General features: G+C 67.9%; 17 protein-coding genes and 1 pseudogene. 8 read left to right on the forward strand and 10 right to left on the reverse strand.

Annotated elements, in window-relative coordinates; translation table 11 throughout:
* Positions 1 to 122: 122 nt before the first annotated feature.
* Together ABZ004_RS03285 and ABZ004_RS03290 are read right to left on the reverse strand one after the other, a co-directional pair.
* Positions 123 to 344 (reverse strand): annotated as a pseudogene (locus ABZ004_RS03285) (4Fe-4S binding protein); the annotation flags it as partial.
* A gap of 230 nt (positions 345 to 574) precedes the next feature.
* Positions 575 to 1,336 carry a methylenetetrahydrofolate reductase gene (locus ABZ004_RS03290; RefSeq protein ID WP_355678117.1) on the reverse strand — a complete coding sequence of 254 codons (762 nt, stop codon included), beginning with the start codon at positions 1,334 to 1,336 and terminating at the stop codon, positions 575 to 577.
* Positions 1,337 to 1,402: 66 nt separating this feature from the next.
* Here ABZ004_RS03290 and ABZ004_RS03295 point away from each other — a divergent pair, with 66 nt between their 5' ends.
* Positions 1,403 to 1,960: a GrpB family protein gene (locus ABZ004_RS03295; RefSeq protein ID WP_355678118.1), complete on the forward strand. Its 558-nt coding sequence runs from the start codon at positions 1,403 to 1,405 to the stop codon at positions 1,958 to 1,960.
* Positions 1,961 to 1,968: 8 nt separating this feature from the next.
* On the opposite strand, the gene ABZ004_RS03300 is transcribed toward ABZ004_RS03295, so the two are convergent.
* The 4 genes from ABZ004_RS03300 to ABZ004_RS03315 are packed head-to-tail and all read right to left on the reverse strand — an operon-like array spanning position 1,969 to position 5,460.
* Positions 1,969 to 3,186 carry an RNA polymerase sigma factor gene (locus ABZ004_RS03300; protein WP_355678119.1) on the reverse strand — a complete coding sequence of 406 codons (1,218 nt, stop codon included), beginning with the start codon at positions 3,184 to 3,186 and terminating at the stop codon, positions 1,969 to 1,971.
* Complete coding sequence (locus tag ABZ004_RS03305; RefSeq protein ID WP_355678120.1) at positions 3,186 to 3,527, reverse strand: YciI family protein; 342 nt, start codon at positions 3,525 to 3,527, stop codon at positions 3,186 to 3,188. Before ABZ004_RS03305 ends, ABZ004_RS03300 begins: the two co-directional genes overlap by 1 nt.
* 38 nt (positions 3,528 to 3,565) lie before the next feature.
* Positions 3,566 to 4,807 (reverse strand): HAMP domain-containing sensor histidine kinase, encoded by a 1,242-nt coding sequence (locus ABZ004_RS03310; protein WP_355678121.1) that lies wholly within the window; start codon positions 4,805 to 4,807, stop codon positions 3,566 to 3,568.
* Positions 4,804 to 5,460, reverse strand: a complete 657-nt coding sequence (locus tag ABZ004_RS03315) for a response regulator transcription factor (protein WP_355678122.1) — start codon at positions 5,458 to 5,460, stop codon at positions 4,804 to 4,806. Before ABZ004_RS03315 ends, ABZ004_RS03310 begins: the two co-directional genes overlap by 4 nt.
* A 135-nt stretch (positions 5,461 to 5,595) precedes the next feature.
* Between ABZ004_RS03315 and ABZ004_RS03320 the strand changes: the two genes are divergently transcribed.
* The 4 genes from ABZ004_RS03320 to ABZ004_RS03335 all read left to right on the forward strand — a co-directional run bounded on the left by ABZ004_RS03320 (position 5,596) and on the right by ABZ004_RS03335 (position 9,084).
* Positions 5,596 to 6,111, forward strand: coding sequence for a hypothetical protein (locus tag ABZ004_RS03320; RefSeq protein WP_355678123.1), 516 nt, complete (start codon positions 5,596 to 5,598; stop codon positions 6,109 to 6,111).
* On the forward strand, positions 6,111 to 7,154 hold the full coding sequence (locus tag ABZ004_RS03325) for a peptidoglycan-binding protein (protein WP_355678124.1): 1,044 nt from the start codon (positions 6,111 to 6,113) through the stop codon (positions 7,152 to 7,154). Before ABZ004_RS03320 ends, ABZ004_RS03325 begins: the two co-directional genes overlap by 1 nt.
* On the forward strand, positions 7,151 to 7,816 hold the full coding sequence (locus ABZ004_RS03330; RefSeq protein ID WP_355678125.1) for an ABC transporter ATP-binding protein: 666 nt from the start codon (positions 7,151 to 7,153) through the stop codon (positions 7,814 to 7,816). Before ABZ004_RS03325 ends, ABZ004_RS03330 begins: the two co-directional genes overlap by 4 nt.
* Positions 7,817 to 8,010: 194 nt before the next feature.
* Positions 8,011 to 9,084: an ABC transporter permease gene (locus ABZ004_RS03335; RefSeq protein ID WP_355678305.1), complete on the forward strand. Its 1,074-nt coding sequence runs from the start codon at positions 8,011 to 8,013 to the stop codon at positions 9,082 to 9,084.
* An 11-nt stretch (positions 9,085 to 9,095) separates the two neighbouring features.
* Here ABZ004_RS03335 and ABZ004_RS03340 read toward each other — a convergent pair whose 3' ends face one another.
* A complete protein-coding gene (locus ABZ004_RS03340) occupies positions 9,096 to 10,046 on the reverse strand; it encodes a complex I subunit 1 family protein (protein ID WP_355678126.1) in 951 nt (316 codons plus the stop codon).
* 86 nt (positions 10,047 to 10,132) lie between these two features.
* Between ABZ004_RS03340 and ABZ004_RS03345 the strand changes: the two genes are divergently transcribed.
* Positions 10,133 to 10,966, forward strand: a complete 834-nt coding sequence (locus ABZ004_RS03345) for an NAD(P)H-binding protein (RefSeq protein WP_355678127.1) — start codon at positions 10,133 to 10,135, stop codon at positions 10,964 to 10,966.
* A 60-nt stretch (positions 10,967 to 11,026) separates the two neighbouring features.
* Positions 11,027 to 11,248, forward strand: coding sequence for a ribbon-helix-helix protein, CopG family (locus tag ABZ004_RS03350; RefSeq protein WP_355678128.1), 222 nt, complete (start codon positions 11,027 to 11,029; stop codon positions 11,246 to 11,248).
* 139 nt (positions 11,249 to 11,387) lie between these two features.
* Here the strand turns inward: ABZ004_RS03350 and ABZ004_RS03355 are convergent, their stop codons facing one another.
* The 3 genes from ABZ004_RS03355 to ABZ004_RS03365 are packed head-to-tail and all read right to left on the reverse strand — an operon-like array spanning position 11,388 to position 13,797.
* Positions 11,388 to 12,338, reverse strand: coding sequence for an NADH-quinone oxidoreductase subunit C (locus ABZ004_RS03355; protein WP_355678129.1), 951 nt, complete (start codon positions 12,336 to 12,338; stop codon positions 11,388 to 11,390).
* The gene (locus ABZ004_RS03360) at positions 12,335 to 12,940 is read right to left on the reverse strand and encodes an NADH-quinone oxidoreductase subunit B family protein (RefSeq protein ID WP_355678130.1); all 606 of its coding nucleotides are present in this window, start codon (positions 12,938 to 12,940) and stop codon (positions 12,335 to 12,337) included. The genes ABZ004_RS03355 and ABZ004_RS03360 overlap by 4 nt, the downstream gene beginning before the upstream one ends.
* 5 nt (positions 12,941 to 12,945) lie before the next feature.
* On the reverse strand, positions 12,946 to 13,797 hold the full coding sequence (locus ABZ004_RS03365; protein WP_355678131.1) for an alpha/beta hydrolase: 852 nt from the start codon (positions 13,795 to 13,797) through the stop codon (positions 12,946 to 12,948).
* A gap of 60 nt (positions 13,798 to 13,857) precedes the next feature.
* Here ABZ004_RS03365 and ABZ004_RS03370 point away from each other — a divergent pair, with 60 nt between their 5' ends.
* Positions 13,858 to 14,364 carry a hypothetical protein gene (locus ABZ004_RS03370; protein ID WP_355678132.1) on the forward strand — a complete coding sequence of 169 codons (507 nt, stop codon included), beginning with the start codon at positions 13,858 to 13,860 and terminating at the stop codon, positions 14,362 to 14,364.
* The last annotated feature ends 10 nt before the right edge of the window (positions 14,365 to 14,374 follow it).

A 14,374-nucleotide genomic window follows, 5' to 3' on the forward strand; every position in this document is an offset into this window, starting at 1 on the left:
CCAGGCTCGATGACCGACGGGCCCGGGTCGATGGGCTGCGGCGCGGGAACCGTCCACATCCAGTCGCGGAGCCGGTCCTTCTCGTGCGTGAGGTTGCGCAGCTCGGTCTCGGCGTACTCGAACTCCGGCGACCAGAACAGCGCGTCGAACGGGCAGGCCTCGATGCAGATCCCGCAGTACATACAGAGCGAGAAGTCGATCGCGAACCGGTCCAGGACGTTCCGGCTGCGTTCGCGGGCCTGCTCACCGACCGACGGCGCGGTCTCGGTGTGCGAGTCGATGTAGATGCACCAGCTCGGGCACTCGCGGGCGCAGAGCATGCACGAGGTGCAGTTCTCCTCCATCAGCGCGATCACGCCGCGTGTCCGCGGCGGCAGCTCAGGCTGGACATCCGGGTACTGCTCGGTGACGGAGCGGCGGGACAGCGTCTTCGCGGTGACCTTCAGGCCATCGATCAGACCCTTGCCAGGTACGGCCACGCCTCCTCCTCCATCAGTCGGTTCTGCACGCTGAGACTAGTCGCTCCCGGCCCCGAAGGGCACGAACAGGCGCGTACGACGGGCGGTCGAGCCGGTCAGAGCTCCCGTTCGAGGCGGGCCGCGACCTGGCGATAGCGGCTGACCGGGATCAGATGGACCCCGTCGAAGGCACCGGACGCCTTGATCTGGAGGATGTGATCACAGGCCGCGTCAACGCCGGCATCGGGGTGTTTCTCGACGGCCGCGATGAGGCTGTCGGGGATGGTGAGCTGGGGCAGGGCGGCCAGATTGTGGGCCATCTTGGCGCTCGCGAGCACCATCACCCCGGCGTACACGGGACTCTCGACGGCGACGCTGTCCCGCCAGCGGAGGAGTTCGTCGAGGTCGTAGCTGACCTGGACGTAGAGGAAGTCGGCCTCGGCCTTCCAGGCGGGGACGGGCCTGAGGCGGGTCGCGGCGCCGACCTGGAACGGTGCGATGCCGGGGAACGAGGTCGCCCGGGCCTCGTCGATCATCGTGCGCACGGTGAGCTGGCTGGTCCGGGCGCCGGCGGTCGGCTCGTCGCCGTGGACGAACAGGAACTGCCGCACCCCGTACGCCGCCGCGGTCAGCAGGTCGCGCCGGAACCCCAGGAGATTGCGGTCCCGGGAATTCAGGCAGGCGATCCCGCGGGCACCCATCGCCTGCACCTCGTTCGCCACCGCGACACTCGACACCGTCGCCCGCCCGATGTGGTTGTCCGGGATCAGGAAGGCATCCGCGATCGGACTCATCACGCCGATCTGATGCCGAACCTTCGTCAAATCCGGCCGCGTCGGCGGCTCCACCTCACACACCAGCTCGAACCCGTCACCCATAGCACCGGACTCTAGTCAGCCGGCCGCGTCGGCTGCGGGCATATATCACCGTGCAACCATCGGGCCATGCCGTTTCCGGATGAAGTGAGTACGGGGATCTCCGTTGTCGACTACCGGGCCGAGTGGCCGAGCGAGTTCGAGAAGATCGCGGAACAGCTACTGTCGATTCTCGGCGCGCTGGTGATCGATCATGTCGGATCGACCTCGGTGCCGGGACTTCCTGCGAAGGACTGCATCGATGTGCAGATCCGCGTGGCCGACCTGGACGAAGGAATGCCGCTGGCCGGCCTGGGTTTCAGGTTGCGCCCGGAGCCGTGGAACCACGTTGAGGTCTCGAGTGGGCAGGAGTGCCAGAAGTTGGTTTTCGCTCCGCCGGTCGGTGCACGCACCTGCAACGTGCATGTTCGGCTGCACAGCGCGCCTAACGCGCGGTATGCGCTGCTGTTTCGGGACTATCTGCGGGCGGATGAGCGAGCGCGCGATGGGTGGGGAGCGTTCAAGCAGCGGCTGGCTGTCAACGTGACCGACTTGATGGACTACGGGCAGATCAAGGCGCCCGCCACCGAGGTGCTGATGGCGGGTGCCGAGCGGTGGGCAACGGCTACGGGGTGGGCGCCCAGCTAGAGCGTGGCTCAGAGGCTGTGGCGCTGCTCGGTGAGGAAGTTGCGTTCGGCGGTGGTGGGGGCCAGGAGGATCGCGGCGTCGTAGGCGGCGGTGGCTTCGGGGAAGCGGTTGAGGCGTTTGAGGAGGTCGGCGCGGATGGCGTGGAAGAGGTAGTAGTTGCCGAGGTCCAGGTCATCGACTAGGGCGAGACCGGCTGCGGGGCCGTCCACTTCGGCGACGGCGACTGCTCGGTTCAGGGCGACCACCGGGGTCGGGGTGAAAGGCAGCAGCTGGTCGTAGAGCTGGACGATCTGGTCCCAGGCGGTGCCCGAAGCATCGGCGGCGTCGCTGTGGACAGCGTTGATCGCGGCCTGGAGTTGATACGGACCAGGCGCGCCGCGGCGAAGGCACCGGCGTACGAGCTCCTGCCCCTCCGCGACCAACTCGGCAGACCAGAGCGACCGGTCCTGCAAAGGCAGCGGGATGAGAGAACCATCAGGGCCGACCCGAGCAGGCCGGCGTGACTCCTGCAGCAGCATGAGCGCGAGCAGGCCGACGGCTTCGGGCTCGTCCGGCATCAGCGAGACGAGCAGCCGCCCGAGCCGGATCGCCTCGAGACAAAGCTCCGAGCGGATCAGCGAGTCGCCCGACGACGCGGCGTACCCCTCGTTGAAGATCAAGTAGACAACAGCCAGCACGCCGCGAACGCGCTCCGGCAGGTCGGCCTCATAAGGCACCCGATACGGGATCCCCGCGGCCCGGATCTTCGCCTTCGCCCGCACGATCCGCTGCGCCATCGTTGCCTCAGGCACCAAAAAGGCATGCGCGATCTCGGTGGTGGTCAGCCCGCCGAGCAGCCGCAGCGTCAGCGCGACCCGCACGTTCAACGCCAGCGACGGGTGGCAGCAGGTGAAGATCAACCGCAGCCGATCGTCGCGCACGACACCCTCCTCCATCGGCTCGTCCCGGGCCTGCAGCAAGGCGGCCTGCGCCTGCTTGTCCTCGCGCGATGCCTCCCGCCGCAGCCGATCGATCGCCCGGTTCCGCGCGGTCGTGATGATCCACCCGGCCGGACTCGGCGGCAGCCCGGCGGCCGGCCACTTCTCCACCGCCGCCACGAAGGCTTCCTGTACTGCGTCCTCGGCGATCTCCAGATCGCCGAACACCCGCGCCAGTACGGCGACCGCCCGCCCGTACTCGGCCCGGAACACCGCAGCAACCTCCGCCGCCGAGACCGACGCAGGCATCAGGCGAAGGGCCTGACTTCGATCGGCAACGGCGCGACGATCCGAGCCAGTTCGCGACCCCAGCGGAGCGCCTCGTCGAGGTCCTCCACCTGGATGATCGTGAAGCCGCCGAGATGTTCCTTGCCCTCGGTGAACGGCCCGTCCGTGATCAGCACCTCGTCCGACGAAGCACGCAGTACGGTCGCGGACTCCGGTGGATGCAGGCCGGCACTGAACACCCACGAACCGGCTGCGCGCAGCTCGTCGTTCCAGGTCGCCAGGTTCTTCATGATCGGTTCGAGCACCGATGGTTCCGGCGTCGGCCCGTCCGGCTGATAGACGCTGAGCAGGTACTGCTTCATGGACAACCTCCCTAGTAGTACCTACTACACGAACGGGATCAGCCAGGATCGACAGGCAAGGTCACAACAATCGTCAACCCACCGCCGTCACGCGGACTCGCCCGCACCGATCCCCCGTGCGCCTCGGCCACAGATCGCACGATCGAGAGCCCCAGCCCCGCCCCCTTCGCGGCGACGAGCCGATCGTCCCGCAGCCGATGGAACGGCTTGAACAACCCTTCGACCTCGTACGCCGGTACGTCGGCCCCACTGTTCACTACCTCGACCTCAACCCACCCAGCGCCGCCCGTCCCCACCTCGCCCGGGCCGACTGTCCGGCTCCGCACCTCGACCCAGCCGCCCGCGTGGTTGTGGCGGATCGCGTTCTCGACCAGGTTGTGAACCAGCCGCTCGAGCAACAACGCGTCCCCAGTCGTCGGTGCATCCCCAGCATCAGCCCGTACGACGACGTCGCTCGCCGCCGCCTCGTTCGCCAGCTGCGCCACCACGTGACTCACCACATCCGCCAGGTTCACCGGATAGCGAGCCGTCAGCTCCTTCTCGGAATCGGCCAGGATCAGCAATCCGCTGATCAGCTGCTCATGCCGACGGTTGATCTCCAGCAGACTCTCGCCGAGCTGCTTCACATCCTCCGAAGCCGATCGACGATGCATGGCAACCTCCACCAACGCCCGCCCGAGAGTCAGCGGCGTACGAAGCTCATGCGAGGCGTTCGCGACGAACCGGCGCTGCCCGTCGAACGAGTGGTCCAGCCGCTCCACCATCGTGTCGAACGCATCCGCGAGGTTCTTCACCTCGTCATCCGGCCCACGCAACGCGATCCGCTCATGCAGCCCACGGCCAGCCGCCGGCGCCAAAGCAATCCGGCGTGCGGTATCGGTGACACGATGCAGTGGCGCCAGCACCCGGCCCGCCACCAACCACCCAGACCCCGCCGCCAAAGCACCCACGAGCAGCAAAGCGATCCCGCCCTGGGTCAGCAGCGACTTGGTAGCGGCCGACCGCAACTGGTCGCGTTGTTCGTTCATCGCCCTCTCGGCGTCCGGGCCGGTCAGCACATCGCCCTTGTTGTTCAAGACAACCACGTTCTTGGGTGGCACTGGTTGCGGTCCGGTGGTCGCACCGCTGGCCGGTGGCGACAGATAGGTGCCCTTGATGATCACGTGATCACCCGAGGAGAGCTGCTGATTGAACAGCGCATAGGTGAGGCCCAGCAGCAGTACGCCGGCCGCCATGAACAGGCCGCCGTAGATGAGGGTGAGCCGGAGGCGAAGGGTCACGGGATCCTGTACCCCACTCCGGTCACCGTCTCGACGATGGCCGGCTCACCGAGTTTCCGGCGCAGTTTGAGAATGGTCAGCCGGACCACCCCGGTGAACGGGTCCACATGCTCGTCCCACGCCTTCTCCAGCAGCTGCTCAGCCGAGACGGTCGCTCCGTCAGCCCTGAGCAGCTCAGCCAGTACTGCGAACTCCTTCTTCGCAAGCGGAACATATCGGCCGTCCCGGAACACCTCGTGCCGGGCAGGATCCAACGCCAGCCCGCGACGCCGTAGTACGGGCGGGTCGGCAGGACGACTCCTCCTACCCAGTGCCTGCACCCGCGCAGCCAGCTCGGCGAACGCGAACGGCTTGGTCAGGTAGTCGTCCGCACCGATCCCAAGTCCCTCCACCCGATCGTTGATCGTGGCCGCCGCAGTGAGCATCAGCACCCGGGTAACCGATCCGGACTCAACCAGTGATCGGCAGACATCGTCCCCGTGCACACGCGGGAGATCACGGTCCAGCACCAGTACGTCGTACTCGTTGACTGTCAGTCGCTCGAGCGCCGCCGAGCCGTCCGCCGCCAGGTCGACGGCATGAGCCTCGTCCCGCAGCCACTCCGCGATCGCTGCCGCGAGCAACGGTTCGTCCTCGGCCACCAGTACCCGCATCCCACCGCCACCTTCCGTCGGTCTCCCCATGATCCACGACCGCGGTGTTTCCCCCTCGTTACCGCGGACGAAAACACCCGGGAAACACCCCCGGGCCTTGGCTGGGTCACCTCAGCAAACCTCGAAGGAGACGACGTGAAGCGACAGATTCTCGGTGCCGCAGTGGCCCTCGCAGCCTTGGTCCTGACCGGGTGTGGATCCTCGGACGACGGTAGTCAGGTGGCCTCGGGCACCGGTGCGCAGCCGTCTACCGGCTCCAGCAGTGCTCCAGCGAGCCTCAGCCGGGATGAGATGGGTATCAAGTTCGCCCAGTGCCTGCGGGAGCACGGTCTCGACGTGAAGGATCCCGAACCAGGCAAGGGGATCCAGCTCAAGATGGACCCGAGCAGCGGGCTGAGCAAGGAGGACGTCGACAAGGCGATGGAGGCCTGCAAGCAGTTCGACCCGCAGGCCGACGGGACGAACAACGCGAATCCGCAGGCGGAGGAGAACGGGCGGAAGTTCGCCGAGTGCATGCGGAAGAACGGCGTCGAGAAGTTCCCGGACCCGAAGCCCGGTCAGCGCGGAGTGATGATTGACAAGACAGTCGGCGACGACCCGGACTTCCAGAAGGCGCAGCAGGCCTGCCAGCCCATCCTGGCAGGCAAGTGATGCGGCGGGCCTTGGTGGTCGTAGCCCTGCTCGCAGCGGGTGGCGTACTGACTGCTGTTCTGCTCAGCCGGACCGACAGCAGCCAGGCCGCCGACAAGGCTTCCCCCGGTCTACCGCCGAACACCGCCAAGGTGAATCGGCAGACGCTCACCGATACCGAAACGGTCGACGGTGAGCTCGGCTACGGCACTACAACAACAGCAGCGAGTCGCAGCCCCGGCACGGTCACCTGGCTGCCGGACACCGGGCAGACGCTCAGTCGCGGCCAGACGCTTTACAGGGTGAACAACAAGCCGACCAGCATCATGTACGGCGCTTTGCCGGCTTACCGGAGGCTCTCTGTCGACAGCGAGGGACCGGATGTCCTGCAGCTCGAGCAGAACCTCAAGGCACTGGGCTACACCGGGTTCACGGTCGACGACGAGTACACGTCCGCCACCGCCGACGCGGTCGAGGAGTGGCAGGAGGACCGCGGCCTGGACGAGACAGGTGTCGTCGAACTGGGCCAGGTGGTCGTCACCGCAGGACCGATCCGAATAGACAGTCTCTCTGCTCAGCAAGGTTCGCCGACCGCGCCGGGCCAAACCGTGCTGACCTACACCGGGACGACCAAGGCGGTGACGGTAGAACTCGACGCGGCCGATCAACGCTTGGCCAAGGTGAACGCCCGGGTCGAGGTCACGCTGCCCGACAACAGCACGGTGGCAGGACGGATCAGCGAGGTGTCGACGAAGATCGTGCCGGCCGCGTCGCAGGACAAGGATCCGGAGACCAAGTTCGAGGTGATTGTTGCGCTAAGCAACCAGAAGGCGGCGGCACCGGCCTCGGTCGATGTCGCGTTCACGGCGGCGGAGCGGAAGAACGTGCTGACCGTGCCGGTCGCGGCGCTGGTCGCCTTGCAGGAGGGTGGTTTCGGCGTCGAGGTCGTACGCGACGGCAGTTCGCAGTACGTGCCGGTGAAGACCGGGATGTTCGCGAACGGGCGGGTCGAGATCAATGGCGCCGGGATCACGGCCGGGCTGAGCGTGGGGGTCCCGAAGTGATCGAGCTGACCGACGTGACGAAGGTGTATCCGGGCGGGGTCAACGCGCTGGCCGGAGTGTCGCTGCGGATCGAGGCGGGCGAACTGGTGGCGATCGTCGGCCCGTCCGGATCCGGCAAGTCGACGATGCTGAACGTGCTCGGCACCCTCGACCGGCCGACCAGCGGGCGGGTCCGGATCGACCAGTACGACGTGGCGCGGCTGTCCGATTCCGGTCTGTCCGCGTTGCGGGCCGGCCGGATCGGATTCGTCTTCCAGCAGTTCCATCTCGCGTCCGGCGTACGGGCTGTCGACAATGTGGCAGACGGCTTGCTGTACTCCGGTCTGCGCCGGGCCGAACGCCGTCGCCGGGCCGAGGCTGCGCTGGAACGGGTCGGGCTCGGGCATCGCCTGCACCACGAGCCCCACGAACTCTCCGGTGGGGAGCGGCAGCGGGTCGCCGTCGCTCGCGCGGTAGCGGGCGATCCGGCGGTGCTCCTCGCGGACGAACCGACCGGAGCGCTCGACTCGGTCTCCGGAGCCGGTGTGATGCAACTGCTCCGCGACCTGAACGCGGCCGGTACGACGGTCGTCATCATCACCCACGACCGCGACATCGCCGCCTCCCTCCCCCGCCAACTCCCGATGCGCGACGGTCGCCTGCTCCCGGAGGCCTCACGATGAGCACCGAAGCAAGCACTCGGGCCGGGGGGAACGGGCGTACGGAACCTCACCCGGCTCGGCAGGGGCCGGCGGCTGAGTTGCAGCCGTCCCGGCTCTGGCCGGGGGACGTGCTGCGAGTGGGTGCGGTGGGATTGCGGACGCGCCCGTTGCGGGCGTTCTTGTCGGCGCTGGGGATCGCGATCGGGATCGGGGCGATGGTCTCCGTTGTCGGGATCTCCTCGTCCTCGCAGGCAGAGCTGAACGAGACGCTCGATGCTCTGGGCACCAATCTGCTCACCGTCACACCCGGTACGACGCTCACCGGCGGGCAGGCCGAGTTGCCGCTCGCCGCCGAGTCGATGGTGCGCCGGATCGGCCCGGTCCAGGCCCTGTCCGCGATCGGCCGGGTCGACGACACCAATGTGTATCGCACCGACAAGATCCCCACGGTCGAGACCAACGGCATCGTCCCGTACGCCGCGCGCGCCGACCTGCTCGCCACGATCGGTGGGACGATCCGGAGCGGCCGCTGGCTCGATGCCGCGACCGGGTCGTATCCGGCGACCGTGCTCGGCTCCGCGGCGGCCGAACGGCTCGGGATCAGCCGGTCCGGCCCGGAGACCAAGATCCTGATCGGCAACCGGTGGTTCACGGTGATCGGCATCCTCGCACCGGCCGCGCTCGCGCCCGAACTCGACAGCGCCGCGCTGATCGGCTGGCCCGCAGCCGGCACCACCCTCGGGTTCGACGGTCACCCGACCCGGATCTACACCCGGTCGCGCGACGCGCAGGTCGAAGCGGTCCGCGACGTGCTCGGCGCCACCGCGAACCCCGAGGCACCGAACGAGGTCGAGGTCTCCCGGCCGTCCGACGCGCTCGCGGCCAAGCAGGCGGCCGGTGCGGCGTTCACCGGGTTGCTGCTCGGGCTGGGCGCGGTCGCCCTGCTCGTCGGCGGGGTCGGCGTCGCCAACATCATGGTGATCTCGGTGCTCGAACGCCGGGCCGAGATCGGGCTGCGGCGGTCGCTGGGCGCCACTCGCGGGCAGGTGCGGATGCAGTTCCTGACCGAGTCGCTGCTGCTGTCCGCGTTGGGTGGTGCCGGTGGAGCCGTGCTCGGAAGTGGCGTGACGGCCGGCTACGCGGCGTACCAGGACTGGTTGACGGTGATACCGGTCTGGGCGTTGCTCGGTGGGTTCGCGTCGACATTGGCGATCGGCGGTCTGGCCGGGCTCTATCCGGCGATCCGGGCGTCGCGGCTCTCGCCGACCGAGGCGCTCGCGACACCGTAGTACCGGCCTGATCAGTAGAAGATCGCGACGCCGATTCCGGTGAGGGCCAGCTGGAGGAGGGAGAGCGGGACGAGGCCTTGCCAGGCTAGTTTCTGCAGCTGGTCGGCGCGCATCCGGGGGAAGGCGACGCGGACCCAGATGACGAGGAGAGAGACGACCGCGACCTTGAGGACGGTCCAGATCCAGCCGATGCTGTCCGGGCCTGGACCGCTCCACCCACCGAGGAACAGCACGGTGGTCAGGCCGGCCAGCACCACGATTCCGGCGTACTCGGCGAGCAGGAACATCGCAAAACGAAGACCCGTGTACTCCGTGTAGGGACCGAAGATCACCTCGGAGTCGGCCACCGGCATGTCGAACGGCGGGCGCTGCAATTCGGCGAGGCCTGCGATGAAGAAGACGACCAGGCCCGGGAGCTGCCAGAGCAACCACCACGGGTTCCACTGGTGGACGATCCCGCTCAGGCTCAGGGTGCCCGCGGCGACGGCGACGCTCGCGGCCGAGAGCACGAACGGCAGCTCGTAACTCATCAGCTGGGCGGCGACACGGAGACCGCCGAGCAAGCTGTACTTGTTGCCGCTCGCCCAGCCCGCCATCAGCGAACCGAGCACGCCGACGGACATCACCGCGAGGACGAAGAACACTCCGGAGTCGAGATCGGCGCCGACGACGCCGGGGGCGATCGGGATCGCGGCCATTGCGGCCATGTACGGCAGGATCGCGACGATCGGTGCCCATTCGAAGACGCGCTTGTCTGCGGCGGCGGGAGTGACGCTCTCCTTCTGGACGAACTTCACCCCGTCGGCAACGAGCTGCGCCCAGCCGTGGAACGCTCCGGCGTACATCGGCCCGAGCCGCGACTGCATGTGCGCCATCACCTTGTGCTCGGCCTGGCCGACCAGCAACGGGGTCACCAGGAACGCCACCAGCACCCCGACGACCCGCACCAAGAACTCGAGCATGAGCGCAGCCTATCGAGTCCCACTTGACCTGAAGTGTTGTTGAGGTCGGAGGGTGGTGCGAAACAACCGTTCGTCAGGAGTTTTGAATGACCACGATCCTTGTCACCGGAGCGACCGGGCGCGTCGGGCGCCACGTCGTACAGGGCCTGCTGGAAGCCGGTACGACGGTGCGCGCGCTGGTGCGCGATCCGGCTGCGCTTCCCTCGGGTATCGAGTTTGTCCAGGGCGACATCTATGACGAGCCGACGGTCGAGCGTGCTGCGGCTGGTATGGACGCCGCGTTCCTGTTGTGGCCGTCGTTCAGCGCCGCCGGTGCGCAACCGGTTGTCGCGGCGTTGACCGAGCAGGTGCCGCGGGTGGTCTATCTGTCCTCGATGGGGGTGCGCGACGATCTTCCACCGGCCGCGAACGGGGTCTGGGGTGAGATCGAGGACCTGCTGATCGGCTCCGACTGGACCTTCCTCCGGCCCGGCGGGTTCGCGGCGAACACGCTCAACTGGGCCGACGACGTCCGCCGCGGAGACGTCGTACGGGTGTCTTCGCCGGAGGCCGGGCGGTCGCTCATCCACGAACGCGACATCGCGGCCGTCGCCGTCCTCGCCTTGCTGGACGACAAACACATCGGCCAGAAGTACACCCTCACCGGCCCCGAAACCCTCACCCAAACCGAACAGATCGCCATTCTGAGCAAAGCCCTCGGCAAACCGATCCAGATCGAAGAACTAACCCCCACCCAAGCCCGCCAGCAAATGCTGGACCAAGGCGCCGACCCACTCCTAGCCGAGAGCTCAGTCACCTACTGGGCTTCCCTGGTCGACAACCCCGAACCAGTAACCACCACCATCCCCGCCTTACTCCACCGCCGCGCCCTCACCTACAGCGAATGGGCCGAAGAACACGCCGACAAGTTCCGCAACTGACCAATGCGAACGCGGTAGGTAGGAGGCCCATCAGTCGATTTCGGGATGCTGGAGGCTGCCATGGCGGACGTTCTGGTGAGCGACCTTCCGGACGACGTGCTCGCGGCCATCGATCGGCATGCGAGTCGTCTCGGGCTTTCGCGGGGTGAATACGTCCGACGCCTACTGAGCCAGGAAGCAGCGCGGGACGACGGACGCGTCGAGGCCGCTGACCTCGCGCGGCTGTCGCGCCTGCTCGCGGATCTTGCTGATCCAGGCGTCAGGAACGATGCCTGGGGATGACCGCTTGTGCATCGCTCGGGTGTGCACCGGAGGGCTGGGACACCGTGTTGGGGGTTTGGACACGGAATGACATGGCCGAGGGCTCAGTTGGGTGTCCGAGGATTTACCGGACGATGGGCGGTTTTGAGCGGGATCCCGGTCAGGTATCGGGGGTGCCGGGTGTCGCGGGAGGGTCCGCGGGGGCCGACGTACCGGAGTTGTCTTGCTTCGCGTTGTCTTGCTTCGCGTTGTCTTGCTTCGCGTTGTCTTGCTCCGCGGCAGGCGGGGGGCTTGCGTCGGCTGGGGGTGTGGCGGACCCAGCACTGGGCTCGGCTGGGGGTGCCGCGGCTGACGTACTGGCGTCAGTTGCGGGGGTGGCGCCGGAGTCGGGTGTGGACGTGGCGCCGGTTGCGGGGATGGCGCCGGAGGGGGTTGTGGGGCGGGGTCGGCGTTCGCCGGCGGCTCGGCGGGGGCGGGCGGGGGTGGCGGCGGTCAGGGCGGGGGCCAGCGGGTCTGGGGTTGGGGAGTCGGGTGGGCGAGGGCCCCAGGCTTCGGGGTCGGGGACGCCAGGTGGGAGGGTGCGGCGGCGGCTGGGGGCGCCTGCCTTGGCAGCGGGGGCGTGGTCGGATTCGCCGGGTTCTTTGGCGCCGGGCCAGGGCTTGGCTACGCGGGACGCCAGGACGAACTCCTTGCGGAGGGGGTTGCCTTCGAAGCCGTCGGGGAGGAGGAGCGGGATGAGGTTCGGGTGGCCGTCGAAGGTGATGCCGAACATCTCGGAGGTCTCGCGCTCATGCCAGTTCGCGCCGGCGTACAGGCTGGAAAGCGTCGGCAGGGAAGGCGTTGCGCGCGGGATCAGCGTGCGGACCATCAGGTGATCGACGTGCGAGCCGCCCCAGAAGTCGGCGAGGTGGGTGACAATGCGGAAGCCGTCGTTGAGTTCGTCGCTGGCGGTGAGGAAGTCGAAGAAGGTCAGCCCCACTTCGTCGCGCAGGATCTCGTGCGCGGTGACCCAGGCAGCAGCCGGTACGTCGTACGTCGCCGGGCCGAAGCTGTCCGGAACCGTCACCTCGATCCCCGCCGCCCCCAGCGCAGCCAGCACCTCCTCGCTCACTCCACCACCCCAACACCAGGCTCCCCCGACGACGCCGCAGGGGGTGGGAGCACCAACTCTCGGGTGAGGGCTGCAGTGGACGGTTCGTAGCGGGTGGTGACGTTTTCGGTGGCGATCTTTTCCTGGAGCTTGAGGATGCCCTGGAGTAACGCCTCCGGGCGCGGCGGGCAACCCGGTACGTAGACGTCGACCGGGATGATCTGGTCGACGCCCTTCGTCACGCAGTACGAGTCCCAGTACGGTCCGCCCGAGTTCGAGCAGGAGCCGAACGAGATCACGTACTTCGGCTCCGGCATCTGGTCGTAGAGCCGCTTGATCGCCGGCGCCATCTTGTCCGTCACCGTGCCCGAGACGACCATCAGATCGGCCTGCCGCGGCCCGGGCGCGAACGGGATCACGCCGAGCCGGATGAAGTCGTGCCGCCCCATCGACGCCGCGATGAACTCGATCGCGCAGCAGGCGAGCCCGAAGTTGAAGACCCAGAGCGAGTACTTGCGGCCCCAGTTGAGCAGGTACCGGACCGGCTCGGGTGCCAGCTTCGCCAGCGCGCCGGCGACCGGCCGCACGGTCGGTGTCGGCAGGTGGACGGGACTGTCAGGCATGACGCTCAGCCTAGTCCGACAATCTCCTCCGCGAGGATCTCCGGGTATTCCAGCGGCGCGAAGTGTCCGGCCCCGTCGACCCGCCGCAGCCGCACGTCGCTGAAGAAGTCGTCCAGCCGATCCGACCAGGCCCGCGGGAAGAGCGGATCGAACTCGGGCCACAACACGACGGTCGGTACGCCGATCCGGTCGTAGATCGCCGGTGCCGTCTCGGCCGCCGACGTCGCGACGGCCCCCGCACCCGCGCGGTACCAGTTGATCGACGCGGTGAACGCACCAGGCGCCGAGTAGACCTCGACCAGATGATCCAGCTCCGCGATGAAGCCCGGGCCTGACCAGTGCGTCCAGAAATGTTCGAGATAGGCACGTACTGCGTCAGGCTTCCCATCGACGAGCTGCTCGATCACCGGCAACTTGTGAAACGCCTGGTACCAGAACTCCGCCTGCGCCTGCTCCGAGAACACCCGCTTCCCGATCCCCGGCAGCGGCGGCGCAACCACCAGCCCGTCCACCAATTCCGGCCTGCTGCGAGCGATCCCCTGCGCAATCCGGCTGCCGATGTCGTACCCAGCCAGCACCGGCCGATCCAGCTCCAACTCCTCGATCAGCCCGAGCACGCTCCGCGCCTGACCAGCCACCCCGTACTGCGAAGCCGGGTCGACCGCATGCTTGTCGGATTCCCCGAACCCCCGCAGATCCGGTACGACGACCTCATACCCCTGCTCCACCAGCAACGGCACCAGCAACCGGTAGTCCGTCCGATCCCCCGGCCACCCATGCAACAACACCACGGCCGGACCTTCACCCTCCCGGTCGTAAGCCAGCTGGAACCCGTCCACCGCCGCGCTGATCGGCATCTTTGTCCTCTCGATGACATCCGCCGCCACTGGAACCGCCAGGCCTCAACAATCACCAGCATGACCCAAGCCCCGCGGTGTGCCCTGCTTACCAGCATCCTGGTCGCCGGTGTCCTCCTCACCGGTTGTGGCGGCTCGTCGCCCACCGCCGACTCGAAGCCACCCACCTCGACACCGACCGCCTCGACCACCCCGACCACCCCGGCGACCACGCCGAGCCAGTCCAAGGCACCGAAGGCGTTCTGTCAGGATCTCGTCACGCTGGACTACGCCGTGGTGAAGTACAGCGCCGACGCCGTGACGACGGCTCTCGGGAGGGGTGAACCGGTGCCGCTCGCAGAGCTGAAACGCGTCTCCGGCATCGCAGTGGACCTGGGTCGACAGCTCCTCCGGACTGCCCCGGCCGATGTGCGGAAGGACCTCCTCCTCGTCGTCCAGGCGGTGTCCGCGTCAGCCGCGCATCTGAAGCCCGGGCATCCACCGGCCAAGGTCATCGAGCCGATCCTCCGCAAGACCACCCTTGCGGCCGAGAAACGCCTGGAGCAGTACGCCGGCTGCACCCCCTGACCAACCTCAG

Source organism: Kribbella sp. NPDC006257 (genome assembly GCF_040613535.1).
Classification (GTDB): domain Bacteria; phylum Actinomycetota; class Actinomycetes; order Propionibacteriales; family Kribbellaceae; genus Kribbella.

What these genes read in the sequence shown, in the direction of transcription:
- ABZ004_RS03290 (WP_355678117.1), bottom strand. Translation starts at nt 1,336, where the DNA reads ATGGGTGACGGGTTCGAGCTGGTGTGTGAGGTGGAGCCGCCGACGCGG.
- ABZ004_RS03295 (WP_355678118.1), top strand. Translation starts at nt 1,403, where the DNA reads ATGCCGTTTCCGGATGAAGTGAGTACGGGGATCTCCGTTGTCGACTAC.
- ABZ004_RS03300 (WP_355678119.1), bottom strand. Translation starts at nt 3,186, where the DNA reads ATGCCTGCGTCGGTCTCGGCGGCGGAGGTTGCTGCGGTGTTCCGGGCC.
- ABZ004_RS03305 (WP_355678120.1), bottom strand. Translation starts at nt 3,527, where the DNA reads ATGAAGCAGTACCTGCTCAGCGTCTATCAGCCGGACGGGCCGACGCCG.
- ABZ004_RS03315 (WP_355678122.1), bottom strand. Translation starts at nt 5,460, where the DNA reads ATGCGGGTACTGGTGGCCGAGGACGAACCGTTGCTCGCGGCAGCGATC.
- ABZ004_RS03325 (WP_355678124.1), top strand. Translation starts at nt 6,111, where the DNA reads ATGCGGCGGGCCTTGGTGGTCGTAGCCCTGCTCGCAGCGGGTGGCGTA.
- ABZ004_RS03335 (WP_355678305.1), top strand. Translation starts at nt 8,011, where the DNA reads ATGGTCTCCGTTGTCGGGATCTCCTCGTCCTCGCAGGCAGAGCTGAAC.
- ABZ004_RS03340 (WP_355678126.1), bottom strand. Translation starts at nt 10,046, where the DNA reads ATGCTCGAGTTCTTGGTGCGGGTCGTCGGGGTGCTGGTGGCGTTCCTG.
- ABZ004_RS03345 (WP_355678127.1), top strand. Translation starts at nt 10,133, where the DNA reads ATGACCACGATCCTTGTCACCGGAGCGACCGGGCGCGTCGGGCGCCAC.
- ABZ004_RS03350 (WP_355678128.1), top strand. Translation starts at nt 11,027, where the DNA reads ATGGCGGACGTTCTGGTGAGCGACCTTCCGGACGACGTGCTCGCGGCC.
- ABZ004_RS03360 (WP_355678130.1), bottom strand. Translation starts at nt 12,940, where the DNA reads ATGCCTGACAGTCCCGTCCACCTGCCGACACCGACCGTGCGGCCGGTC.
- ABZ004_RS03365 (WP_355678131.1), bottom strand. Translation starts at nt 13,797, where the DNA reads ATGCCGATCAGCGCGGCGGTGGACGGGTTCCAGCTGGCTTACGACCGG.
- ABZ004_RS03370 (WP_355678132.1), top strand. Translation starts at nt 13,858, where the DNA reads ATGACCCAAGCCCCGCGGTGTGCCCTGCTTACCAGCATCCTGGTCGCC.